Genomic DNA, 26,413 nt, shown 5'->3' on the forward strand with positions numbered 1-26,413 from the left:
GTTGTAATTGATCTTGTGAAACTCTTTCTCCAGCTCCAATTTGTCCATAAGTATCCCTAGGTAAATCTTTACCTGCTGCATTTCTATATACATATTGTACAAATCCTGAACAGTCAAATCCACTTGGAGAAGTTCCTCCCCAAACATACGGAACCCCTTGAAATTGCATAGCATATCCTACTACATCTCCATGCGCTGCTGGCGCTGGGGTTGATGGTCTACTAGAGCTACTTTGTGATGAATCTTCAGCTGGAGCTTCTACAGAAACACTCTTTGATCCTCTTGATTGAGATTCAGATGCTTGTGCTACTTCTTTTACTGCTTCTTTGTTTTCAGCTGCTTGTTGTGCAGCTGCTTGTTTTTTAGCTGCCTCAGCCTCAGCTTTTCTTCGCTGTTCTTTTAAATTATTAAGTACTACTTGTTGTTTATCTTTTTCTACTTGCATACTACCTAACTTTGTTTGATTTTCTGCTTTAAGTTGTAATATTTCTTCACTTCTATTATCTAAAGCAACTTTCTTTTCCTTAATTTCTTCTTTCTTAGTTTTTAATTCTTGTATAACCCCTTTATCAAATCCCATAACTTTTTTAACAGTATCTATTCTACTTATTAAATCGCTTAATCCTTTTGATTCTAATATTATATCAGCATAACTATCAGCACCACTTATGTACATAGCTCTTACTCTTTTATTAAATAAATCCTCACGAGACTCTACTTGTTTTTGTGCCTTTTCTATATCTTTACCTAGTTTAACTATTTCCTGTTTATTATTTTCTATGTCCTTATCGTTATTTTGTATTTTATATATTAAGCTTTGAATACTATTGTCCATATTTTGTATTTTTTCTTCAAGCTCTATAGTTTTATCAGGTGCTTGTCCATTAGATGGCGCTGCCATAACTTTAGCATTAACAGACACAGATAGTGCAAATGCTATTACTGCGGCTAAAACTTTTTTATTCACTACACTTTTCCTCCCATTACTTTATTTGTAATATATATTACAAATATATTACATACCTATTACAGATATATTACATAGAACTATTATATCACTATTTTTCCTTTATGCCCAACTTTGGCAAAAATTTTTTCAAAATGTTAATAATTCATAAATTCTATAAATCTATAGAATATTTATAAATCTCTGATTTAGTTATTTTTCTATCTTTAGCAACTAATTTTATAGATTCTTTTTTACTATAACCTTCATTTATATATTTTTTTATATGCTCTTGTATACTTATATTACACCATTCCAATTCTTTTTCTTTTTCTATTTCCTCTATAGATTTTCCTTCTAATACTAGTACATACTCACCTTTAGGTTGTTGTCTTTCATAATGTTTTATAACTTCATCTAATCCATCTCTTATAATTTCTTCATGTACTTTAGTAAGTTCTCTACATACAGATATACTTCTATTTCCTAAAGATTCTTTTAAAAAGTTTAAAGATTCCTTCAATCTATGAGGAGATTCATAGAAAATTAGTGTTTCCATTCTATCTTTTACATCTTGCACTAGCTTTTGTCTATTTTTATTTTCTCTTGGGATAAAACCTTTAAAAATAAACTTAGTAGTATCCATTCCAGAGTAAACTAAAGCTGTAGTAAAAGCTGTAGCTCCTGGTAATACTTCAAATGACATTTGATTTTCTATGCACTTTTTTATAAGAACATATCCTGGATCGGATATACCAGGCATACCAGCATCAGATACCAATGCTATACTTTTTCCTTCTTTTAAAATATTAATTATATTTACACTTTTATCTTCTTCATTAAATTTATGATAACTTATTAATGTCTTTTTTATATTAAAATGATTCAATAATTTCAAAGTTTGTCTTGTATCCTCTGCAGCTATAATATCAACATCTTTTAGCACATCCAATGCCCTTATTGTTATATCTCTTAGATTTCCTATAGGAGTAGGAACTACATACAATTTCCCTTCTTCTACATTAACCATATAATAATCTCCTTTTTATTTATTCCATTCCATAAATTTTTTTAACTTCATTTGTATATTCATTATTTTCATTATAGATATATAATGGACTATCCCATTTTAAAAATTCACCACCATTTTTTTGTCCTTCAATTAATAGCATAGAAGGTGCTTTATCTACTGATGGATGTATAGTTCTTATTAATTTAGGTTCTATATTATACTTTCTCATCACATTCATTATATCTACTATTCTATCTGGTCTATGTATCATATATAATCTGCCTCTATCTTTTAATAGAACCTTAGAAGCACTTACCACATCGTCTAAAGTACAACAAATTTCATGTCTAGATATAGCATTTTTATCGTTAATATTTATAATGCCTGTTCCTTGAGTTTTATAAGGTGGATTTACCGTAACCACATCTGCTTTTTCTATACTTTTTAAAAGCTTTGTATCTTTTAAATCTCCCTCTATAAACTTAATTTTTTCCTGAAGATTATTATATTTTACACTTCGCTTTGCCATATCTACAATTTCTTTTTGTATTTCTATTCCCATAATATTGCTAGCATTGGTTTTACCTGCCAATATAAATGGAATTATACCTGTACCACTACATAAATCAACCACTTTAGCTCCATTTTTTATTTTAGGAAAGTTTGCTAAAAGCACCGCATCTATTCCAAATCTAAAGGCTTGTTTTTTTTGTATAACATGAATTCCTTTTAGTTGAAGATCATCTAGTGTTTCATCTTTTTCCATAATTTTATTCATACAATTCACCTTTTATATAAATTTTTTTATTCTATATATAATTAAAGTAATTTATTAATTGTACCATATATAAAGTTATATATTACAAATAAAAAGACCGTCTTTTGACGGCCTTTTTATTAATAGTAAATTAATCTTGAACTGGTGCTCCTACTGGACAAACATTAGCACAGTTTCCACAATCAATACAAGTATCTGCATCTATATCAAATATAGAATCCCCTTGACTTATAGCGTTAACTGGACATTCTGCAGCGCACGCTCCACAGCTTACGCAAGCATCTGTAATTTTGTATGCCATATGTAACACACCTCCTTAAAAATTACACAACTTTATACGATTTATATTTTACCATGTTTTTAGTAATTTTTAAAGTAATTTTTATATAACCGTATAACCTATATTTTCTATAGATTCTATTATCTTATCCACGTCTACAAAATAATTATCGTATATAACGCTTACTTCTTTTTTCTCTTTACTTATTTCACAAGCCACTACACCTTCATTATTAGCTACAGCACGTTTTACTTTGTTTATATCATCTACTGTTCTCATATCACACACCTTTAATAGTGCCTTCATAAATCTTCCTCCTATTCATCTTTAAGCAATTCTTTTATTATTGTTTCATCTGCATCATCTATTTCAATATTTATTTCTTCTGCGTCTACACTTTCTATATTACCTTCATAACCGCCAGATATAAGTTCTGCTTCTATTATAGGCACTAATTGTATAAATTCTTCATTATCTTCACTTTTAATTTTAACCTTAACTTCTTCCTTTACCACATTATTATCCACTACTTCTCCTTGTCCATAAGGAGTTTTAACCATTGATCCTACCTTAGGTAACACTTTTCTAATATTTTCATAGGTTTGCTGTTCATAATTTAAACAACACATAAGTCTTCCACATATACCTGAAATTTTAGTAGGGTTTAAGGATAAATTTTGTTCCTTTGCCATCTTTATTGATACTGGAGCAAAATCACCTAAAAATATAGAACAACACATAGGTCTTCCACAAGGTCCTAATCCTCCAACCATTTTTGCTTCATCCCGCACTCCTATTTGTCTTAATTCTATTCTAGTTCTAAATATTGAGGCTAAATCTTTAACCAATTCTCTAAAATCTACCCTGCCATCTGCTGTAAAATAAAATATAACTTTATTATTATCAAAAGTATATTCTACATCTATTAATTTCATATTTAATTTATGTTCTTGTATTTTTTGTAGACAAGTTTCTAATGCATATTTCTCTTTATCTTTATTCTCATGATGTTTTTTTATATCCTCTTCTGTAGCCTTCCTAATTACATTTTTTAGTGGTGCTACTATTTCATCTTCATTAATCTTCTTTTTAGCAATAACTGCTTCTCCAAATTCTATTCCTCTTATAGTTTCTACTATAACGTATTCTCCCTTATTTATCTCTATATTGCTGGGATCAAAATAGTATATTTTTCCTGCTTTTTTAAATCTAACTCCTACAACTTCTATCATATTATACCTCCTGCATTTTTATAAGCATTGCATCAAACACTAGAGTGGAGTTTATATTTTTACTTAATTTATCTCTTGTATCATTTATTATACTCACCATTTTATCCAAATTTATATATGAATATTTTTCTGATATATCTTTTATATATTCTTTCTTATCTATATTTAATAATAACTCTTCATCTCCAGTTTCCTTAAATAATAATGAATCTCTAAGATATGATAAAATACAAGTTAAAACTTCTTCCCAAGTTTCTTTATAATCTATTAAAAATTTTTCGTATTTGGTTAAATAATCATAATTACTCAATTGTTTTGAATCTTTCACTATTCCTAAACTCATATCCCTTATGTATTTTAATGATTCATCTTCAATAAATCGTTCCGCTTTGCCTGGAATTCCGTCACTAAACGCCACTGCTGAATTTATATTTTCCTTTTTTATTTCATTATATTTATGTTTTATAAATTTTTCTATGTCATATGGTTTTAACCTATTTAATTTAAATATTTCACATCTAGATTTTATAGTATCTAGCATCTGTTCCATACTCTCACATAATAATATTATATAAACACCATTAGGTGGCTCCTCTATAGTCTTTAAGAAAGCATTTTGAGCAATTTCTGTTATTACTTCAGCTTTATATATTATAATAACCTTTTTACTTCCCTCTATAGGTTTTTTATTTATTTCTTCTATTAAATTTCTTATGTCATCTATCCCTATAGATTTTTTATTAGTAGGTTTAAATTCTATTATATCTGCACAACTTATCTGTTGTTGTTTTTCTAATATAATTATAGCTGCTTCTTTAGCAAGTATGCTCTTACCTATACCATCATCTCCAACAATAATAGAGGCATGAGAAAACTTACCTTTAACTATTGAATTTTTAATTCTATTTTTTATATTTTCATGCCCTATTATTGTATATGAATTCAAATATACCACTCCTAATTAAACCCTTACAAATTTATCTACATCTACAACAAATACAGTAGCTCCTCCAACCTCTACTTCTATCGGATAAGGAACATACATTCCTGCTGATCCAGTTACAGGTGATGGTGATGTTACAATTTGTTTTCTAACCTTACATATCTCCTCTATTTTCTTTATTAATTTATCTACGTCTTTTTCTTCTACACCTATCATAAGGGTGGTATTTCCAGCCTTTAAAAATCCTCCTGTAGTAGCCAGTTTTGTAACTCTAAATCCATCTTCTGTTATTTCATCTATTAAATCTGAGGCATCGTCGTCTTGAACAATAGCAATAACTAATTTCATACTTATTACCTCCTTAAGATTATTATATTAGAGTTTGTTACCTATATTTTATATTTTTTTATACAAGTTTACAATTATAATTAATTTTATTTATCAAAATCTATATATTTTTTACTATTTCAATTATATCATTATTTATTTCATCTATACTCTTAATATTATCATTATTAGTACATTCAATTCTATTCCATTTATATTTTTCTGATATATATTTGGAATTATTATATGATTCTAGTAAATATTTATAATTATTTTCGTGTATATCTTTTTCTTCTTCTCCAGTAAATTTATTATTCCTAGTTTCCATAAGCCTTTTACTATATTTAGGTGGCATATCTAAAAATATAACGCAATCTGGTATTGGTAAATTAAATTTTTCAAATTCAAAATCCCATAACCAATTTAAAAATTTATCTTTAGCTTGTACATTATTTATTTTAGCCGCTTGATGTATCATATTAGATGTAGTATATCTATCTGCAATAACAATTCCACCGTTTAAATAAAATTCTTCCCAATCTTTCTTATAAGAGGCAAACCTATCCACTGCATAAAAAGCAGATGAAGCATAAGCATTTACACTATCAGGATCTTGTCCAAATTCACCGCTTAAATACATCTTTATTAAAGTAGATGATTGGCTTTTGTAATTAGGGAATTCTATTTTCTTAACTGTTTTACTCATACTTACCAATTTATCATATAGTTTTTTTGTTTGAGTAGCTTTACCACTTCCGTCGCTACCTTCTATAACTATTAGCTTACCTTTTTTCATCTTTTCCTCCAACATTTATACTTATTATTTTACTATTTGAATGTTATTGTCTTCTAGTCCTAATACATCTATTCCATTATTTTTACAATAAGATATATATCCTATTATTTTTTCATTTATCACTTCTCCTGCCATTATTACCGGCACTCCTGGAGGATAAGGAACTATATTATTGTAACTTATTTGCCCTAAAGAATCTTTATAATTTACCCATAAATAATCTTTCTCTAAAACTTCATAGGGATACATTTTAACATTAGTTTCTATATAATTATATTCTAAATTGTAATGATGGTTACTTTTATTACTATATTCCTTGTCCAAATTATATAAACATTCATATAATCTGTCCATAACATTTTCATCATAGAATGGAGATAATATTAGAACTACATTATTACCATCGTTCATTTCACATTGTATGCCACATTTTCTTAAACACTTAGATATATTACTAGCACTTATGCCATTTTTTATATTTATTATATACCGTGTCAAATCTATAGCCAATATGTCTTTAGTTTTAGCGTTTAATTTTTCTATATCTTTATTATTTAATACATAAAAATTATCCAATAAATTTATTTTTTTTCTATAATAGTTTGATACATTAATCAATTTATTATAATGATATTTTCCGTAATTTTCCAAATAAAATCTACTATAGTCCATAGAGCATAAAAATAAATAAGAAGGACTAGTACTAGAAAAAGCACTTATATAAAAATTAACTTTATCAATATTAACACTAAAATCCTTTCCTATATGTAAAAATGCTGTTTGAGTCAAACTAGGGAGAGTTTTGTGAGCACTCATTACTACCATGTCTGCCCCCATTTGTAGAGCACTTTTAGGCAGATCTTCACATACACCAAAATGGGCTCCATGTGCTGAATCCACTAAAACTTTCATATTATATTTTTTAGCTTCTTTTATTATAATTTCTAAATTAGAACATACACCATAATAATTAGGATAGGTAATCACTATACCTTTTGCATCTTTATTTTTCTTTATTAAATTTAAAAAATGCTCCAAATCTATTGAAAGTGGAGCATTAAATTGCTTATACACCTTATTTTTTATATATACTGGTTTTAATTTTCTCATAATTATTCCATTAAATATGGATCTATGACAGTTTCTTTCTACAATTATCTTATCTCCTTCTTCAAAAGAAGAAAATATCATAGCTAGATTCCCACTAGTACTACCATTTACTAAAAAATAAGATTTTTTAGAATTATAAAACCGGCTTAAAAGATTACCGGACTTTTTTATTATCCCTTCACTATTATGAAGATTGTCTAGCCCATCAACTTCTGTTAAATCACATTGAAGTATATTTTCGCAAAAATTTCTACCTTCTCTAGTAAACAAGAATCCTAATGATCCTTTATGTCCAGGCATAGAAAACAGTATGTTCTTTTCCTCTATATATTTTAAAACTCCATTTAAAATCGGTAATTCTCCCATCTAATTTCCTCATCCTTTATAAAAGTTTGCACTAAGTTTTTTCTTATACATTGTTTATAAAACTCATAAAAGTCTGTATTCATATCACTATTTACCATTCTTTCTTCGCAAACATCACATATTCCTTTTCTGTTTATAATTATACCACTATTTAGAGGCTTACCACATATAATACAACATTGTTTTTTCATATTTATCCCCCTTATTATATTATTATAAGTAAATTCTTGCCCCCTCATATATATTTTATTCATTAAGTACTTAAAAGTTATTTTGTCCACATAAATTTATATAAATTTTTATTATGCAAATTTTATAATATAATATTCCTAAACTGAATATATTACATTTATTAATATTTATAACTGTAATATAAAAATTAATTTAAATGAGTACCTATCATTGAGGCGCTCGGTAAATTAATAAAATTTTATTATAGTATTTTTAAACATATGTATTTTTAATTATTACAATTCATCATATTATAATAAATTAATTTTTTTATTATCTAAATTGTTTTTTGATTTTTATAATTTAAATAATAATTTATTTTATTTATATTGGACATAATAATATAATCTACATGTTTTAATTGGAGGTTATATTTATGAAACAAAAGATAGTATCCTACTTAAAATCTATAGAAACAGATTTGTTTAATATATCCAAATATCTATATGATAACCCTGAAGAAAGTTTTAAAGAATTTAAATCCTATAAATATTTAGTAAACATTTTAAAAGAAAATAATTTCAATGTACAAGAAAATTATTTTAATATTCCTACTTCATTTTGTGCTGAATTCGGTAAAGGACATCCTAAGATATGTTTCTTCTGTGAATACGATGCTCCTAATGAGCTGGGGCACATATCCGGACATAATTTAGTTTCTTCTATATCTATAGGAGCTGCTTTAGCCCTTTCAAAAGTAATAGATAAATTTTCTGGTACCATTATTGTAATGGGGACTCCAGGAGAATCTTTAAGTGGTTCTAAAGTAACTTTAGCTAAGCAAGGTGCTTTTAAAGATATAGATGTAGGCCTAATGGCTCACCCTGATATAGAAACCTGTGAAAGTGGTTCTTCAATGTCTATTCTTCCTTTAAAGATAAAGTTTAAAGGAGAAAAAACTTTAAGTTATGAAAACCCTAATATATTTTCCTCATTAAATGGTGTTTTATATACATTTAACTGTATAAATCTTTTGAAACAATCTATTGATGAAGATTTTTATATAGATAAATTAATTATTACTAGTGGTAATGATCCATATGTTTCTTCAAATACCACAGAAGCTAGATTTTATATAAGATCTAAAAATATATCTACTGGCATGTATGTGGAAAATAGAATACGACAAATAGTAGATAATGTTAAATCTATTTTAAATTTAGATTCAGAAATTTGTTTCTTTGAATTGCCTTATAGGGAACTAATAACTAATAAAAGATTGTCAAGATTATTTTGCCATAATTTAAAAGAAGCTGGTATAATTGATATTTGTAATGAGAAGAATACTGTATCAGGCCTAAGCTTAGGAACAGTAAGTCACTATATTCCTTGTATTCATCCTTACATATCTATATTAGACAAAGGAAATTCTGTAAGATATTTCACTAAAGAATTTAGAGATGAAACTTTAAAAAAATATGCTCATGAAAATGTTATGAAAACTTGTCAAGCTTTAAGCTTAACAGCATTAGATTTAATTGAAAATGGTAAATTATTGCAAGACATTAAAAAAGAATTTTTTAATACAATAAAGCAAGAGACTAACTAGCTAGTCTCTTGCTTGACAAATATTTTATCTTTGAAATTAAATTGTTACTAGGTTCAAAATAGAATTTCTTAGTCTTATTACCATGTTTATATACACAATAATAAGTATATCTATTTAATAAAGAACAAGTATATTTTTTAGAGTTACTTATATTTATTGCTGATTTTATTCCAGTACATTTACCAAAATAAATTATATCTTTCAATTTTATATTTTCTACTACTTTATCATAATTACCTTTTATCTTATGAATTATAAATTGGTCTGCTATTATAAAATATGAGTATTTTATCTTACATTTAAATACTTCTAAAAAGATTACTAATATAACTATGCATAATAAAGAAATATTTAATACTTCATCTGCTCTATAATCATAAAATTTGATGTTTTTTACTAATTCCACTAAAAATAAAATTCCTACTAATAAAACAAGCATAAAAAACAAAACCGGAACTGTTCGTCTAGTCACAGTTTCTTTATACATATTTCCCATTTCATAAACCCTCCAAAATAATTTAAAATAAATTTAAAATTCCTTCACGCTCAAGATTATACTAAGCTTTTAAGTATTAATCCACCGCAATATTTGCTGTTTAAATACATTTAAAGTTCTTTTAATTAATTAAGATGTGTTTTTCTTTAACTATCTCTGTTTTACTGCTATTTTATATATATAGCTTTATATAAGGTTAAATATTAGACAATATCTTTTCTTCCATTATTAAACTATTAAAATATATTGATTTTGTAAATAAATATGATAATATATGCTGTATAATATATAGTATTGTTTATTATAATTATTTTCTTAATTTTATTTATATTACTGATAAATTATATACATTGAGGTGACCTTTATGATTTCTATTTATAAGAATACTGAGCAAGACAAAACAATAAAAAAATTGGATAATATAGAACCTGGCACTTGGATTAACATAGTTGCTCCTTCTGAACAGGAACTTATTTTTGTATCAAAAAAAGCTGGAGTTCCTTTAAACTTTTTAAAAGCTGCCCTAGATGAAGAAGAAACTTCACGAATAGACATTGAAGATAATAATATGATAGTAATCTTAGATATACCCTTTACGGAAATGGAAGATAACTCATTAACTTATGATACTTATCCTTTAGCTATCATTAATACTCCAAATAACATAATTACAGTATGTTTAAAGAATAGCAAAATTTTAACAGACTTTTTTAACAATAAAGTAAAATCTTTTTATACTTTTAAAAGATCCAGATTTATTTTACAAATATTATATAAAATAGCTAGCTATTTCCTTTTATATTTAAGACAAATAGATAAAAAAAGTCTTATGATAGAAAAGAAGCTTCATAAGTCCATGAAAAATAAAGAACTTATTCTTTTATTATCCTTAGAGAAATCCCTAGTTTATTTTTCTACCTCCCTAAAGGCTAACGAAATAACCTTAGAAAAAATGTTGAAATTAGATACAATACAAAAATATCCAGAAGATCAAGATGTTTTACAGGATGTTATTATAGAAAATAAACAAGCAATAGAAATGGCGAACATATATAGCAATATCTTAAGTGGAACTATGGATGCCTTTGCATCTGTAATATCCAATAATCTAAATATAGTTATGAAATTACTTGCATCTATCACCATAGTAATGTCTATACCAAACATAATATTTGGTTCCTTTGGAATGAACTTAAATGGAATTCCTTTTGCTAAATCTCCTCAAGGATTTTGGATTGCTTATGGAGTTACTGCTTTACTATGTATAGTTTGTACAATAATACTTAAAAAGAAAGACTTGCTATAATAAATTATGAATATTAATAAAAAATAGGGACTTATTCTAATATATTACATAAAATTAATTATTAGGAGTGATTTAATGTTATTAAAGCATTTAAATATAGGAGATACTATAGGAATAGTTTCTCCCTCAAGTCCTATTGAAAAAGATATTGTCTTAAAAAACATTCAGCTATTTAAAAACTTAGGATTTAATATTAAATTAGGTGAACACATATATGATAAACATGGTTATTTATCTGGTAAAGATACAGATAGAGCTGAAGATTTAATGAATATGTTTATAGATCCTTCTATAGATATGATTCTCTGTTCAAGAGGCGGTTATGGAGCCATGAGAATACTACCTTACTTAGATTTTAATATTATAAAAAATAATCCTAAAATTTTCGGTGGCTTTAGTGATATAACGGTTCTATTAAATCATATAACTTCTAAATGTAATTTCACTACTTTTCATTGTCCAATGCTTTCCTCAAACTTTCAAAACATTTATACTCTACAGAATTTTATAGAACCTTTAATGAATGATTTTAAATCTTACGAAATATCAAATCCTACTTTTATTCCGTTATTCTCTAAGAATAATGCTGTAGTGGAAGGGAAACTTGTGGGGGGAAACTTATCTTTAATATGTAGTACTTTAGGAACTCCTTATGAAATTGATACTTCATCTAACATTTTATTTTTAGAAGAAGTGTCAGAGGCCCCTTATAAGGTAGATAGAATGCTAACTCAATTAATATTATCTGGGAAAATTGAAGCTTGCTCTGGAATCATATTAGGTCAATTTTCAGATTGTAACATAAGTGAAACTAAGAACAATCCTTCCGTAGATGAAGTTATATTAGATAGGTTACTATATACAGACAAACCCATTATAACAAATCTAATGTGTGGTCACTGTGATCCAAACTTAACTTTACCTATAGGTGCTCACGTAAGATTAGATTGCGCAAATAAATTGTTAACAGTTTTAAAATATTAAAAAAAGAGTTTTAGTATACTAAAACTCTTTTGGAGGCGCCACCCAGATTTGAACTGGGGATAAAGGCTTTGCAGGCCTCTGCCTTACCACTTGGCTATAGCGCCATATTCAACTCAACATAAACTATTATATCAGAAATTTATAATTTGTCAATATAGAAATTAAAAAACTAGCCAAAAATTTGGTTAGTTTTTTAAAATCGCTTTTTCTAAAACACTACCTATAGAGTCATGAATAACTAAATCAGCCTTTTCATCAAATGATGTTTTTCCTTTATTTATTAAAATTAAATTTTTTCCCTTATAATAATTAATTAATCCAGCTGCAGGATATACTACAAGAGATGTACCTCCTACTATAAGAGTATCTGAATTTTGTAAATAATATATAGCTTCATTTATTATATTCATATCTAATCCTTCTTCATAAAGAACTACATCTGGTCTAACTATGCTTCCACATTTTTTACAACAAGGTATATCTTTTTTAGTATTTTTCTCATTTGAAATATATTGAAGATCATATTTTTCTCCACAATTAACACAATAATTTCTATGAACGTTGCCATGTAGCTCCAATACTTTTTCTGATCCTGCCATCTGATGTAATCCATCAATATTTTGAGTTATTATAGCCTTCAGTTTCCCCATTTCTTCTAACTTTGATAAAGCATAATGAGCCAAATTAGGCTTTGCATCTTTAAATATCATCTTATCTTTATAAAACTCAAAAAACTCTCTAGTATTACTTTTAAAAAAGCTGTGACTTAATATTGTTTCTGGAGAATACTTAGAATTATTTTTTAATTTATACAATCCATTATTAGATCTAAAATCGGGAATATTACTTTCTGTTGATACTCCCGCTCCACCTAAAAATACTATATGTTTGCTATCATCTATAATATGTTTTAACTTTTCAATTAGCATAATATCATCTCCTAAATAGGTTGTTAATTATAATTATAATATACCAATAGTACACTTCTTAAAACGCAATTATAATTAAAAAAATAAGAACTCACTTAAATGAGCTCTTATCTTTATAATCATCTGGCAACGACCTACTCTCCCACAGGGCCTCCCCTACAGTACCATTGGCGCTTTGAAGCTTAACCTTCGTGTTCGGCATGGGAACGGGTGTTACCTTCAAGCCATAATCACCAGATTATATCTGTTTGAAAGAATGTTCTTTCAAAATTACACAGTGAATTTTATTTTTGGTCAAGCCCTCGACTTATTAGTATCAGTCAACTTAACATGTTGCCATGCTTACATCTCTGACCTATCAACCTGGTGTTCTTCCAGGAGTCTTACTAGCTTACGCTATGGGAAATCTAATCTTGAGGTTGGCTTCACGCTTAGATGCTTTCAGCGTTTATCCAGTCCCAACATAGCTACCCAGCTGTGCCACTGGCGTGACAACTGGTGCACCAGAGGTTGGTCCATCCCGGTCCTCTCGTACTAAGGACAGCTCCTCTCAAATTTCCTACGCCCGCGACGGATAGGGACCGAACTGTCTCACGACGTTCTGAACCCAGCTCGCGTGCCGCTTTAATGGGCGAACAGCCCAACCCTTGGGACCTACTTCAGCCCCAGGATGCGACGAGCCGACATCGAGGTGCCAAACCTCCCCGTCGATGTGGACTCTTGGGGGAGATCAGCCTGTTATCCCCGAGGTAGCTTTTATCCGTTGAGCGATGGCCCTCCCACGAGGTACCACCGGATCACTAAGCCCGACTTTCGTCCCTGCTCCACCTGTATGTGTCGCAGTCAAGCTCCCTTCTGCCTTTGCACTCTTCGCGCGATTTCCGACCGCGCTGAGGGAACTTTTGGGCGCCTCCGTTACTTTTTAGGAGGCGACCGCCCCAGTCAAACTGCCCACCTAACAATGTCCCGTGACCAGATTCATGGCCGCCGGTTAGAACCCCAGTACTGTCAGGGTGGTATCCCAAGGTTGACTCCACTCAGGCTGACGCCCAAGTTTCCAAGTCTCCCACCTATCCTGTACAGACAATACCGAGATTCAATGCTAAGCTACAGTAAAGCTCTACGGGGTCTTTCCGTCCAATCGCGGGTAGCAAGCATCTTCACTTGCACTACAATTTCGCCGGATTTGCTGTTGAGACAGTGCCCAAATCATTACGCCATTCGTGCGGGTCGGAACTTACCCGACAAGGAATTTCGCTACCTTAGGACCGTTATAGTTACGGCCGCCGTTTACTGGGGCTTAAGTTCACACCTTCGCTTACGCTAAGTGTTCCCCTTAACCTTCCAGCACCGGGCAGGCGTCAGCCCCTATACATCAGCTTTCGCTTTAGCAGAGACCTGTGTTTTTGCTAAACAGTTGCTTGGGCCTATTCTCTGCGGCCTACTTTCGTAGGCACCCCTTCTCCCGAAGTTACGGGGTCAATTTGCCGAGTTCCTTAACAGCAATTCTTCCGATGGCCTTAGGATTCTCTCCTCACCTACCTGTGTCGGTTTGCGGTACGGGCACCTATTCACTCGATAGAGGCTTTTCTTGGCAGTGTGGAATCAGATACTTCGCCATAATGGCTCCCCATTACACCTCAGCTTAGCTTGACGGATTTGCCTATCAAGCATGCCTAAGTGCTTAGACGCACATCCAATAGTGCGCACATCTTATCCTTCTGCGTCACCCCATTTCTCAAACGTAAATAGGCGGTATCGGAATATCAACCGATTGTCCATCACCTACGCCTTTCGGCCTCGGCTTAGGTCCCGACTAACCCTGAGCGGACGAACCTTCCTCAGGAAACCTTAGGTTTTCGGCCAATAAGATTCTCACTTATTTCTCGCTACTTATGCCAGCATTCTCACTTCTGTACAGTCCACCGCTCCTTACGGTACGACTTCAACCCATACAGAAAGCTCCCCTACCATATATACGTAGTATACATCCATAGCTTCGGTGGTAAGTTTGAGCCCCGGACATTTTCGGCGCAGGATCTCTTGACTAGTGAGCTATTACGCACTCTTTAAATGAGTGGCTGCTTCTAAGCCAACATCCTAGTTGTCTTAGAAATCCCACATCCTTTTCCACTTAACTTACACTTTGGGACCTTAGCTGATGGTCTGGGCTGTTTCCCTTTTGACTACGGATCTTATCATTCGCAGTCTGACTGCCGTGATACAAGTACATGGCATTCGGAGTTTGATAGGGTTCGGTAACTACTATAGCCCCTAGCCCATTCAGTGCTCTACCTCCATTACTTAATTACACGACGCTAGCCCTAAAGCTATTTCGGGGAGAACCAGCTATCTCCGAGTTCGATTGGAATTTCTCCGCTATCCACAGCTCATCCCATGGTTTTTCAACACCAACGTGGTTCGGTCCTCCACGAGATTTTACTCTCGCTTCAACCTGGCCATGGATAGGTCACCCGGTTTCGGGTCTACACCATGCAACTTTTCGCCCTTTTCAGACTCGGTTTCCCTTCGGCTCCATACCTTAAGTACTTAACCTTGCTACATAATGTAACTCGCTGGCTCGTTCTACAAAAAGCACATCGTCACACTTTAACGTGCTCCGATCGGTTGTAGGCACACGGTTTCAGGTTCTATTTCACTCCCCTTCCGGGGTTCTTTTCACCTTTCCCTCACGGTACTGCTTCACTATCGGTCACTAGGTAGTATTTAGCCTTGGGAGGTGGTCCTCCCTGCTTCCCACAAGGTTTCACGTGTCTCGTGGTACTCTGGATTAGATCTTAAAGTCTTCTCTTTTCATCTACAGGACTATTACCTTCTGTGGTAGGGCGTTCCAGCCCTTTTCGATTAAGATACCTCTTCTTTTATGATCTATCCGCAACCCCAGAAACAAGTTTCTGGTTTGGGCTCTTTCCCGTTCGCTCGCCGCTACTTAGGAAATCGATTTTTCTTTCTCTTCCTCCGGGTACTTAGATGTTTCAGTTCCCCGGGTTTACCCTTATACACCTATGTATTCAGTGCATAATACATGGGGTTACCCATGTGAGTTTCCTCATTCGGAAATCCTTGGATCTCAGCCTATTTGCGGCTACCCAAGGCTTATCGCAGCTTATCGCGTCCTTCTTCGGCTCCTAGTGCCAAGGCATTCACCATGCGCCCTTTGTAGCTTGACCTTAAAATTGTATTCTTACAAAGGATTTTTATACCTTTAGCTTTACTTTATTCACTGTGCAATTTTCAAAGAACATAGCTAGACATCCAAAACCTACGATTTTGTGATGATCAGCTACTTCTCAATTCTATTGAGAAGTTTCAATTTTGAGAGAATGGTCTCTCAAAATTAAACAGAGAATTCAGCCTTTTAGAAAGAATTTTCTTCTTTCTATTCTCCTTAGAAAGGAGGTGATCCAGCCGCAGGTTCTCCTACGGCTACCTTGTTACGACTTCACCCCAATCACTAATCCCACCTTCGGCCGCTGGTTCCTTACGGTTACCTCACGGACTTCGGGTGTTACCAGCTCTCATGGTGTGACGGGCGGTGTGTACAAGGCCCGGGAACGTATTCACCGCGACATTCTGATTCGCGATTACTAGCAACTCCAGCTTCATGTAGGCGAGTTGCAGCCTACAATCCGAACTGAGATAGGTTTTTGAGTTTGGCTCCACCTCACGGTCTTGCGTCTCTCTGTACCTACCATTGTAGCACGTGTGTAGCCCTGGACATAAGGGGCATGATGATTTGACGTCATCCCCACCTTCCTCCTGGTTACCCAGGCAGTCTCATTAGAGTGCTCAACTTAATGGTAGCAACTAATAACAAGGGTTGCGCTCGTTGCAGGACTTAACCTAACATCTCACGACACGAGCTGACGACAACCATGCACCACCTGTCTCCTTGCCCCGAAGGGCTTCACCTATCTCTAGGCTATGCAAGGGATGTCAAGTCCAGGTAAGGTTCTTCGCGTTGCTTCGAATTAAACCACATGCTCCGCTGCTTGTGCGGGCCCCCGTCAATTCCTTTGAGTTTTAATCTTGCGACCGTACTCCCCAGGCGGGATACTTATTGTGTTAACTGCGGCACAGGGGGAGTTGATACCCCCTACACCTAGTATCCATCGTTTACGGCGTGGACTACCAGGGTATCTAATCCTGTTTGCTACCCACGCTTTCGTGCCTCAGCGTCAGTTACAGTCCAGAAAGCCGCCTTCGCCACTGGTGTTCTTCCTAATCTCTACGCATTTCACCGCTACACTAGGAATTCCGCTTTCCTCTCCTGCACTCTAGATATCCAGTTTGGAATGCAGCCCCCAGGTTAAGCCCGGGGATTTCACATCCCACTTAAACATCCGCCTACGCACCCTTTACGCCCAGTAAATCCGGACAACGCTCGCCACCTACGTATTACCGCGGCTGCTGGCACGTAGTTAGCCGTGGCTTCCTCCTCTAGTACCGTCATTATCGTCCTAGAAAACAGGGCTTTACAATCCGAAGACCTTCATCACCCACGCGGCGTTGCTGCGTCAGGGTTTCCCCCATTGCGCAATATTCCCCACTGCTGCCTCCCGTAGGAGTCTGGACCGTGTCTCAGTTCCAATGTGGCCGATCACCCTCTCAGGTCGGCTACGCATCGTCGCCTTGGTAAGCCATTACCTTACCAACTAGCTAATGCGCCGCGGGTCCATCTCAAAGCAATAAATCTTTGATAAGAAAATCATGCGATTCTCCTATGTTATGCGGTATTAATCTTCCTTTCGGAAGGCTATCCCCCACTTTGAGGCAGGTTACCCACGTGTTACTCACCCGTCCGCCGCTAATCCACTCCCCGAAGGGAGCTTCATCGCTCGACTTGCATGTGTTAAGCACGCCGCCAGCGTTCGTCCTGAGCCAGGATCAAACTCTCAATTTTAAAGTTTAATCTCTTCTCAAATTCATTGACAAGGTTTATTACCTTATCTTACTGGCTGTTACAAGAATGTTTCTTGTTTATTCTCTGTTTAATTTTCAAAGACCACATCGCCTCAGCGACTTTTATATCTTAACAAATCTGTTGTTCTTTGTCAAGAACTTTTTTCAAATTTATTTTCTTAAATCGGTCACCGTGTTTCAGCGACATGTATTATTATATCATCTTCATTTTTCATAATTACATATTTACATCTATTTATGCTAATTTATCAGCATTTTTCTCTTAATTATTACATATTACTCCGTTTTTTTTATGTAGATACACTTGGTAATGTTGCTGAATTTACATAAATATATCTATATATTTCTATATATTTCTATATAAAATTAAGTTTATTCTATTATCTCTAATTATTAAATAACAAATTTACAATATATATTTTATTTATTTAAGAATAAAATTCATAATCTATTTTCAATATTAAAGCTCTATATAAAAAACCTATAATCATAATAATTAATAATATTTCTTTATAAAGATTTAACTTTACTATATAATTTATATCATATGTTTATTTTAAATACTAGTAGTATTAAGATTACAAATTTACTCTATAATTATCAAATTAATTAATATGTACATATTATAGTAGATAATACCTGAAAATATTCTACAATATATCACATATATACAAACTTATTAAATAATAATAGATAATAAAAATAAATTAATTAATAAAAGTTTTATTGTTGAAAATAGTTTTATTGTGTATAAAAAATATATTTATAATATCAAATTTAGATCTGTTTTTCTTGAATAATTTTTTATCAATGTAACAATAAATATATTAATAATCATTATATTAAATGTATATTTAGTATAAGTATACAATATTGAAAAAGTTATCTTACATTAAATAAGAATAGAAATACTTTTAAAGCTAAAATTAATAAAAGATTATAAATTTAATAACATATAATAATATTTATAAAAATAACCGAAATTAATTAAATACTGATGAAGAGGAGTTTTTTTATATGAATGTAGAGCAATCTTTAAAAAATAAAATTAAAAATATTTCAGAAAATTATAAAGAAGAGAAAATAGGTGGATATATCACAGGTGATGGTCCTATTCCTTGCAACATTTTATTTATAGGAGAAGCTCCTGGGAAAAATGAAGTAGAAGAAGGTAAACCCTTTGTTGGAATGGCGGGTAAAAATTTTCAAAACTATTTAAATTCTATAGGCCTTAACAGGGAAAGTGTGAGAGTTACTAATACTTGCTTTTTCAGACCAATACGGATTAAAGAAAGTAAAACTGGAAGAACAACTGTAAGCAATAGGCCTCCAAAAGTTTCAGAAGTAGCTTTGTTTAGTTCTATATTAGATGAGGAAATTGATTTAGTAAATCCAAATTTAATAATAACCTTAGGAAATGTTCCACTAAAGAGACTAACGAATTTTAAGTCTATTGGTGAGTGCCATGGAAATGTTTATTTTATTGAATCCTTACATAGATATGTATTCCCAATGTATCATCCTTCATCTTTAACCTACAATAGAAGTGAAGAGTTTCATAATACCTATAAGACTGATTGGATTAAATTAAAAGAAGTGCTAGATAAAATTTAAATCTAGGACTTGTAATTATAAAAATATATTTTTATATAACTCCAAAGTTATATTATAAAAAATTTGTTATACTTAATTATACTCTGAAAAATATTAACATTAATATGTTTGTTTTATAATAAACTTTCTATTTTTTATATAAAAAAGCACTTTACAATTATGTAAAGTGCTTTGGTGATCCACCGGGGAATCGAACCCCGGACAACATGATTAAAAGTCATGTGCTCTACCAACTGAGCTAGTGAATCATATCATCTGGCAACGACCTACTCTTCCACAGGGCTTCCCCTGCAGTACCATTGGCGCTTTGAAGCTTAACCTTCGTGTTCGGCATGGAAACGGGTGTTACCTTCAAGCCATAATCACCAGATTATATTTGTTTGAAAGAATGTTCTTTCAAAATTACACAGTGAATTTTATTTTTGGTCAAGCCCTCGACTTATTAGTATCAGTCAACTTAACATGTTGCCATGCTTACATCTCTGACCTATCAACCTGGTGTTCTTCCAGGAGTCTTACTAGCTTACGCTATGGGAAATCTAATCTTGAGGTTGGCTTCACGCTTAGATGCTTTCAGCGTTTATCCAGTCCCAACATAGCTACCCAGCTGTGCCACTGGCGTGACAACTGGTGCACCAGAGGTTGGTCCATCCCGGTCCTCTCGTACTAAGGACAGCTCCTCTCAAATTTCCTACGCCCGCGACGGATAGGGACCGAACTGTCTCACGACGTTCTGAACCCAGCTCGCGTGCCGCTTTAATGGGCGAACAGCCCAACCCTTGGGACCTACTTCAGCCCCAGGATGCGACGAGCCGACATCGAGGTGCCAAACCTCCCCGTCGATGTGGACTCTTGGGGGAGATCAGCCTGTTATCCCCGAGGTAGCTTTTATCCGTTGAGCGATGGCCCTCCCACGAGGTACCACCGGATCACTAAGCCCGACTTTCGTCCCTGCTCCACCTGTATGTGTCGCAGTCAAGCTCCCTTCTGCCTTTGCACTCTTCGCGCGATTTCCGACCGCGCTGAGGGAACTTTTGGGCGCCTCCGTTACTTTTTAGGAGGCGACCGCCCCAGTCAAACTGCCCACCTAACAATGTCCCGTGACCAGATTCATGGCCGCCGGTTAGAACCCCAGTACTGTCAGGGTGGTATCCCAAGGTTGACTCCACTCAGGCTGACGCCCAAGTTTCCAAGTCTCCCACCTATCCTGTACAGACAATACCGAGATTCAATGCTAAGCTACAGTAAAGCTCTACGGGGTCTTTCCGTCCAATCGCGGGTAGCAAGCATCTTCACTTGCACTACAATTTCGCCGGATTTGCTGTTGAGACAGTGCCCAAATCATTACGCCATTCGTGCGGGTCGGAACTTACCCGACAAGGAATTTCGCTACCTTAGGACCGTTATAGTTACGGCCGCCGTTTACTGGGGCTTAAGTTCACACCTTCGCTTACGCTAAGTGTTCCCCTTAACCTTCCAGCACCGGGCAGGCGTCAGCCCCTATACATCAGCTTTCGCTTTAGCAGAGACCTGTGTTTTTGCTAAACAGTTGCTTGGGCCTATTCTCTGCGGCCTACTTTCGTAGGCACCCCTTCTCCCGAAGTTACGGGGTCAATTTGCCGAGTTCCTTAACAGCAATTCTTCCGATGGCCTTAGGATTCTCTCCTCACCTACCTGTGTCGGTTTGCGGTACGGGCACCTATTCACTCGATAGAGGCTTTTCTTGGCAGTGTGGAATCAGATACTTCGCCATAATGGCTCCCCATTACACCTCAGCTTAGCTTGACGGATTTGCCTATCAAGCATGCCTAAGTGCTTAGACGCACATCCAATAGTGCGCACATCTTATCCTTCTGCGTCACCCCATTTCTCAAACGTAAATAGGCGGTATCGGAATATCAACCGATTGTCCATCACCTACGCCTTTCGGCCTCGGCTTAGGTCCCGACTAACCCTGAGCGGACGAACCTTCCTCAGGAAACCTTAGGTTTTCGGCCAATAAGATTCTCACTTATTTCTCGCTACTTATGCCAGCATTCTCACTTCTGTACAGTCCACCGCTCCTTACGGTACGACTTCAACCCATACAGAAAGCTCCCCTACCATATATACGTAGTATACATCCATAGCTTCGGTGGTAAGTTTGAGCCCCGGACATTTTCGGCGCAGGATCTCTTGACTAGTGAGCTATTACGCACTCTTTAAATGAGTGGCTGCTTCTAAGCCAACATCCTAGTTGTCTTAGAAATCCCACATCCTTTTCCACTTAACTTACACTTTGGGACCTTAGCTGATGGTCTGGGCTGTTTCCCTTTTGACTACGGATCTTATCATTCGCAGTCTGACTGCCGTGATACAAGTACATGGCATTCGGAGTTTGATAGGGTTCGGTAACTACTATAGCCCCTAGCCCATTCAGTGCTCTACCTCCATTACTTAATTACACGACGCTAGCCCTAAAGCTATTTCGGGGAGAACCAGCTATCTCCGAGTTCGATTGGAATTTCTCCGCTATCCACAGCTCATCCCATGGTTTTTCAACACCAACGTGGTTCGGTCCTCCACGAGATTTTACTCTCGCTTCAACCTGGCCATGGATAGGTCACCCGGTTTCGGGTCTACACCATGCAACTTTTCGCCCTTTTCAGACTCGGTTTCCCTTCGGCTCCATACCTTAAGTACTTAACCTTGCTACATAATGTAACTCGCTGGCTCGTTCTACAAAAAGCACATCGTCACACTTTAACGTGCTCCGATCGGTTGTAGGCACACGGTTTCAGGTTCTATTTCACTCCCCTTCCGGGGTTCTTTTCACCTTTCCCTCACGGTACTGCTTCACTATCGGTCACTAGGTAGTATTTAGCCTTGGGAGGTGGTCCTCCCTGCTTCCCACAAGGTTTCACGTGTCTCGTGGTACTCTGGATTAGATCTTAAAGTCTTCTCTTTTCATCTACAGGACTATTACCTTCTGTGGTAGGGCGTTCCAGCCCTTTTCGATTAAGATACCTCTTCTTTTATGATCTATCCGCAACCCCAGAAACAAGTTTCTGGTTTGGGCTCTTTCCCGTTCGCTCGCCGCTACTTAGGAAATCGATTTTTCTTTCTCTTCCTCCGGGTACTTAGATGTTTCAGTTCCCCGGGTTTACCCTTATACACCTATGTATTCAGTGCATAATACATGGGGTTACCCATGTGAGTTTCCTCATTCGGAAATCCTTGGATCTCAGCCTATTTGCGGCTACCCAAGGCTTATCGCAGCTTATCGCGTCCTTCTTCGGCTCCTAGTGCCAAGGCATTCACCATGCGCCCTTTGTAGCTTGACCTTAAAATTGTATTCTTACAAAGGATTTTTATACCTTTAGCTTTACTTTATTCACTGTGCAATTTTCAAAGAACATAGCTAGACATCCAAAACCTACGATTTTGTGATGATCAGCTACTTCTCAATTCTATTGAGAAGTTTCAATTTTGAGAGAATGGTCTCTCAAAATTAAACAGAGAATTCAGCCTTTTAGAAAGAATTTTCTTCTTTCTATTCTCCTTAGAAAGGAGGTGATCCAGCCGCAGGTTCTCCTACGGCTACCTTGTTACGACTTCACCCCAATCACTAATCCCACCTTCGGCCGCTGGTTCCTTACGGTTACCTCACGGACTTCGGGTGTTACCAGCTCTCATGGTGTGACGGGCGGTGTGTACAAGGCCCGGGAACGTATTCACCGCGACATTCTGATTCGCGATTACTAGCAACTCCAGCTTCATGTAGGCGAGTTGCAGCCTACAATCCGAACTGAGATAGGTTTTTGAGTTTGGCTCCACCTCACGGTCTTGCGTCTCTCTGTACCTACCATTGTAGCACGTGTGTAGCCCTGGACATAAGGGGCATGATGATTTGACGTCATCCCCACCTTCCTCCTGGTTACCCAGGCAGTCTCATTAGAGTGCTCAACTTAATGGTAGCAACTAATAACAAGGGTTGCGCTCGTTGCAGGACTTAACCTAACATCTCACGACACGAGCTGACGACAACCATGCACCACCTGTCTCCTTGCCCCGAAGGGCTTCACCTATCTCTAGGCTATGCAAGGGATGTCAAGTCCAGGTAAGGTTCTTCGCGTTGCTTCGAATTAAACCACATGCTCCGCTGCTTGTGCGGGCCCCCGTCAATTCCTTTGAGTTTTAATCTTGCGACCGTACTCCCCAGGCGGGATACTTATTGTGTTAACTGCGGCACAGGGGGAGTTGATACCCCCTACACCTAGTATCCATCGTTTACGGCGTGGACTACCAGGGTATCTAATCCTGTTTGCTACCCACGCTTTCGTGCCTCAGCGTCAGTTACAGTCCAGAAAGCCGCCTTCGCCACTGGTGTTCTTCCTAATCTCTACGCATTTCACCGCTACACTAGGAATTCCGCTTTCCTCTCCTGCACTCTAGATATCCAGTTTGGAATGCAGCCCCCAGGTTAAGCCCGGGGATTTCACATCCCACTTAAACATCCGCCTACGCACCCTTTACGCCCAGTAAATCCGGACAACGCTCGCCACCTACGTATTACCGCGGCTGCTGGCACGTAGTTAGCCGTGGCTTCCTCCTCTAGTACCGTCATTATCGTCCTAGAAAACAGGGCTTTACAATCCGAAGACCTTCATCACCCACGCGGCGTTGCTGCGTCAGGGTTTCCCCCATTGCGCAATATTCCCCACTGCTGCCTCCCGTAGGAGTCTGGACCGTGTCTCAGTTCCAATGTGGCCGATCACCCTCTCAGGTCGGCTACGCATCGTCGCCTTGGTAAGCCATTACCTTACCAACTAGCTAATGCGCCGCGGGTCCATCTCAAAGCAATAAATCTTTGATAAGAAAATCATGCGATTCTCCTATGTTATGCGGTATTAATCTTCCTTTCGGAAGGCTATCCCCCACTTTGAGGCAGGTTACCCACGTGTTACTCACCCGTCCGCCGCTAATCCACTCCCCGAAGGGAGCTTCATCGCTCGACTTGCATGTGTTAAGCACGCCGCCAGCGTTCGTCCTGAGCCAGGATCAAACTCTCAATTTTAAAGTTTAATCTCTTCTCAAATTCATTGACAAGGTTTATTACCTTATCTTACTGGCTGTTACAAGAATGTTTCTTGTTTATTCTCTGTTTAATTTTCAAAGACCACATCGCCTCAGCGACTTTTATATCTTAACAAATTTGTCGTTCCTTGTCAAGAACTTTTTTCAAATTTGTTTTGAAAAGTTATTAAGCTTATTCTATACTCAGACTCAATAGCTTACTATGTTGCCTAAGCACCTTAAAGACAAGACATATCTTATCATGTTTATATCCAGTAACTATAAATAAAATCTTTGATTTTCTACATATATAATCATTTATCTAACAAAAACTTAAAGATACTTAATATTTCTTATATTGATACTCTTGGATATGTTTTTGATATTTATTATGATAGAATAGTTTATTAATAAAATAATTTATATATACAAATAACACCTATTTAAAACAAGTGTTATTTATTTTTATAAATTATTAATATTATATATGGTATTTCCGTGAAAATATAAATAGATATAATATATTTTTTATATATTATACTTTGATCGTCTGTTTGAATACTTCCATTTTAATTTAGTTTTATTTTATGAAAGCATCTATTTTTTCTGACTCTATTCATAAACTTTTTAATACTATAATGTTTTATATGATGAATTGTATAATCAAGTTCGATATAAAAAGAACATATTTAAACTACTATATCGTGGTTTGATTTCTAAAGGAGGCTTAATAGTTTTAAGACAAAAAGGTAAGTGCTGAAGAGCGTGGAAATATTTTAATCAGAATCTCTATAAGCAATAGACCGAAGTAAGTTAATAAAAGGGACTCTTTTGGTCATTAGGAGCTAGCTACTATTGTTTCAAGTAGAGGTAAAAGTAAAGATTTTTTAGCAAGTTTTGTTGAGTATAAAACGAGACTATACACTGCTATAAAAATTCATTATAGAACAGCAATATCAATGGAATATTCAATTAGACAAGTTCCCTTAACTATGCCAATAGGTGCTTTTAAAACTACAACTGTAAATAGAGGCAAATAATTTGCTTGTTATTGAAAAATAAAAGAGACTTAGGTATAAAAGCTTATTTTTCATTAATGACATACTAAGAAAATGTTTAGAATTAAATTCACCAATTCAATCTTTTTTACACCAGGTGTCCCACTTAACTTGACAATTCATCATATAGAAAAAGACCTAGCATATTATGCTAGGTCTTTCCTGGTGGCTCGACCAGGAATCGAACCAGGGACACGAGGATTTTCAGTCCTCTGCTCTACCGACTGAGCTATCGAGCCATATATCATCTGGCAACGACCTACTCTCCCACAAGGCCTCCCCTGCAGTACCATTGGCGCTTTGAAGCTTAACCTTCGTGTTCGGCATGGAAACGGGTGTTACCTTCAAGCCATAATCACCAGATTATATCTGTTTGAAAGAATGTTCTTTCAAAATTACACAGTGAATTTTATTTTTGGTCAAGCCCTCGACTTATTAGTATCAGTCAACTTAACAT

General features: G+C 35.0%; 17 protein-coding genes, 3 tRNA genes and 7 rRNA genes. 4 read left to right on the top strand and 23 right to left on the bottom strand.

Features of this window, described 5'->3' with window-relative positions; translation table 11 throughout:
- From NGI68_RS11550 to NGI68_RS11600, 11 genes are all read right to left on the bottom strand, one after another.
- Nucleotides 1-967: C40 family peptidase (locus NGI68_RS11550; RefSeq protein ID WP_251861646.1), on the bottom strand; the 967-nt coding region annotated here is incomplete at its 3' end.
- A gap of 154 nt (nt 968-1,121) precedes the next feature.
- Complete coding sequence (gene rsmI / locus NGI68_RS11555) at nt 1,122-1,976, bottom strand: 16S rRNA (cytidine(1402)-2'-O)-methyltransferase (RefSeq protein WP_251861647.1); 855 nt, start codon at nt 1,974-1,976, stop codon at nt 1,122-1,124.
- Nucleotides 1,977-1,995: 19 nt separating this feature from the next.
- Nucleotides 1,996-2,736, bottom strand: a complete 741-nt coding sequence (locus tag NGI68_RS11560; RefSeq protein WP_251861648.1) for a tRNA1(Val) (adenine(37)-N6)-methyltransferase — start codon at nt 2,734-2,736, stop codon at nt 1,996-1,998.
- 130 nt (nt 2,737-2,866) lie between these two features.
- The gene (gene fdxA, locus NGI68_RS11565) at nt 2,867-3,037 is read right to left on the bottom strand and encodes a 4Fe-4S ferredoxin (protein ID WP_003363046.1); all 171 of its coding nucleotides are present in this window, start codon (nt 3,035-3,037) and stop codon (nt 2,867-2,869) included.
- Between the two features lie 81 nt (nt 3,038-3,118).
- Nucleotides 3,119-3,322, bottom strand: coding sequence for a heavy-metal-associated domain-containing protein (locus NGI68_RS11570; protein WP_251861649.1), 204 nt, complete (start codon nt 3,320-3,322; stop codon nt 3,119-3,121).
- An 11-nt stretch (nt 3,323-3,333) separates the two neighbouring features.
- Nucleotides 3,334-4,248: a PSP1 domain-containing protein gene (locus tag NGI68_RS11575; protein WP_251861650.1), complete on the bottom strand. Its 915-nt coding sequence runs from the start codon at nt 4,246-4,248 to the stop codon at nt 3,334-3,336.
- Nucleotide 4,249: 1 nt separating this feature from the next.
- A complete protein-coding gene (locus NGI68_RS11580; RefSeq protein ID WP_251861651.1) occupies nt 4,250-5,194 on the bottom strand; it encodes a DNA polymerase III subunit delta' in 945 nt (314 codons plus the stop codon).
- Nucleotides 5,195-5,209: 15 nt separating this feature from the next.
- Nucleotides 5,210-5,539 (bottom strand): cyclic di-AMP receptor DarA, encoded by a 330-nt coding sequence (darA, locus tag NGI68_RS11585; RefSeq protein ID WP_251861652.1) that lies wholly within the window; start codon nt 5,537-5,539, stop codon nt 5,210-5,212.
- 100 nt (nt 5,540-5,639) lie between these two features.
- Nucleotides 5,640-6,314: a dTMP kinase gene (locus NGI68_RS11590; protein ID WP_251861653.1), complete on the bottom strand. Its 675-nt coding sequence runs from the start codon at nt 6,312-6,314 to the stop codon at nt 5,640-5,642.
- A gap of 24 nt (nt 6,315-6,338) precedes the next feature.
- Nucleotides 6,339-7,790: an aminotransferase class I/II-fold pyridoxal phosphate-dependent enzyme gene (locus NGI68_RS11595; RefSeq protein WP_251861654.1), complete on the bottom strand. Its 1,452-nt coding sequence runs from the start codon at nt 7,788-7,790 to the stop codon at nt 6,339-6,341.
- The gene (locus tag NGI68_RS11600) at nt 7,769-7,981 is read right to left on the bottom strand and encodes a sigma factor G inhibitor Gin (RefSeq protein WP_251861655.1); all 213 of its coding nucleotides are present in this window, start codon (nt 7,979-7,981) and stop codon (nt 7,769-7,771) included. Before NGI68_RS11600 ends, NGI68_RS11595 begins: the two co-directional genes overlap by 22 nt.
- Nucleotides 7,982-8,397: 416 nt before the next feature.
- Between NGI68_RS11600 and NGI68_RS11605 the strand changes: the two genes are divergently transcribed.
- Entirely contained in the window at nt 8,398-9,570 is a 1,173-nt protein-coding gene (locus NGI68_RS11605; protein ID WP_251861656.1) for a zinc-binding metallopeptidase family protein, read from the top strand.
- Here the strand turns inward: NGI68_RS11605 and NGI68_RS11610 are convergent.
- Entirely contained in the window at nt 9,563-10,066 is a 504-nt protein-coding gene (locus NGI68_RS11610; RefSeq protein WP_251861657.1) for a hypothetical protein, read from the bottom strand. The two genes, NGI68_RS11605 and NGI68_RS11610, sit on opposite strands and share 8 nt — an antisense overlap.
- Nucleotides 10,067-10,430: 364 nt before the next feature.
- Between NGI68_RS11610 and NGI68_RS11615 the strand changes: the two genes are divergently transcribed.
- Nucleotides 10,431-11,372: a magnesium transporter CorA family protein gene (locus tag NGI68_RS11615; protein ID WP_251861658.1), complete on the top strand. Its 942-nt coding sequence runs from the start codon at nt 10,431-10,433 to the stop codon at nt 11,370-11,372.
- Between the two features lie 75 nt (nt 11,373-11,447).
- Nucleotides 11,448-12,356, top strand: a complete 909-nt coding sequence (locus NGI68_RS11620; protein ID WP_251861659.1) for a S66 peptidase family protein — start codon at nt 11,448-11,450, stop codon at nt 12,354-12,356.
- A 30-nt stretch (nt 12,357-12,386) separates the two neighbouring features.
- Here the strand turns inward: NGI68_RS11620 and NGI68_RS11625 are convergent.
- The 5 genes from NGI68_RS11625 to NGI68_RS11645 all read right to left on the bottom strand — a co-directional run bounded on the left by NGI68_RS11625 (nt 12,387) and on the right by NGI68_RS11645 (nt 18,209).
- Nucleotides 12,387-12,460 (bottom strand) — tRNA-Cys (locus NGI68_RS11625).
- Between the two features lie 81 nt (nt 12,461-12,541).
- Nucleotides 12,542-13,285 (bottom strand): NAD-dependent protein deacylase, encoded by a 744-nt coding sequence (locus tag NGI68_RS11630; protein ID WP_251861660.1) that lies wholly within the window; start codon nt 13,283-13,285, stop codon nt 12,542-12,544.
- 121 nt (nt 13,286-13,406) lie between these two features.
- Nucleotides 13,407-13,523 (bottom strand): 5S ribosomal RNA (gene rrf, locus NGI68_RS11635).
- A 52-nt stretch (nt 13,524-13,575) separates the two neighbouring features.
- Nucleotides 13,576-16,476: ribosomal RNA gene (locus NGI68_RS11640) — 23S ribosomal RNA — on the bottom strand.
- A gap of 222 nt (nt 16,477-16,698) precedes the next feature.
- Nucleotides 16,699-18,209, bottom strand: a 16S ribosomal RNA gene (locus NGI68_RS11645).
- A gap of 1,037 nt (nt 18,210-19,246) precedes the next feature.
- Between NGI68_RS11645 and NGI68_RS11650 the strand changes: the two genes are divergently transcribed.
- On the top strand, nt 19,247-19,843 hold the full coding sequence (locus tag NGI68_RS11650; RefSeq protein WP_251861661.1) for a uracil-DNA glycosylase: 597 nt from the start codon (nt 19,247-19,249) through the stop codon (nt 19,841-19,843).
- Between the two features lie 172 nt (nt 19,844-20,015).
- On the opposite strand, the gene NGI68_RS11655 is transcribed toward NGI68_RS11650, so the two are convergent.
- The 6 genes from NGI68_RS11655 to rrf (NGI68_RS11680) all read right to left on the bottom strand — a co-directional run bounded on the left by NGI68_RS11655 (nt 20,016) and on the right by rrf (NGI68_RS11680) (nt 26,319).
- Nucleotides 20,016-20,091, bottom strand: a tRNA-Lys gene (locus NGI68_RS11655).
- Between the two features lie 5 nt (nt 20,092-20,096).
- A 5S ribosomal RNA gene (gene rrf / locus NGI68_RS11660) occupies nt 20,097-20,213 on the bottom strand.
- Between the two features lie 52 nt (nt 20,214-20,265).
- A 23S ribosomal RNA gene (locus NGI68_RS11665) occupies nt 20,266-23,166 on the bottom strand.
- Between the two features lie 222 nt (nt 23,167-23,388).
- A 16S ribosomal RNA gene (locus NGI68_RS11670) occupies nt 23,389-24,899 on the bottom strand.
- 1,220 nt (nt 24,900-26,119) lie between these two features.
- Nucleotides 26,120-26,195, bottom strand: a tRNA-Phe gene (locus tag NGI68_RS11675).
- Between the two features lie 7 nt (nt 26,196-26,202).
- Nucleotides 26,203-26,319: ribosomal RNA gene (rrf, locus tag NGI68_RS11680) — 5S ribosomal RNA — on the bottom strand.
- The 16S, 23S and 5S rRNA genes sit together here with 2 tRNA genes alongside, the layout of an rRNA operon.
- Between the last annotated feature and the right edge of the window lie 94 nt (nt 26,320-26,413).

Origin of the sequence: Clostridium sp. Marseille-Q2269 (genome assembly GCF_943736985.1) — a bacterium.
In the GTDB taxonomy this organism is placed as follows: domain Bacteria; phylum Bacillota; class Clostridia; order Clostridiales; family Clostridiaceae; genus Clostridium_F.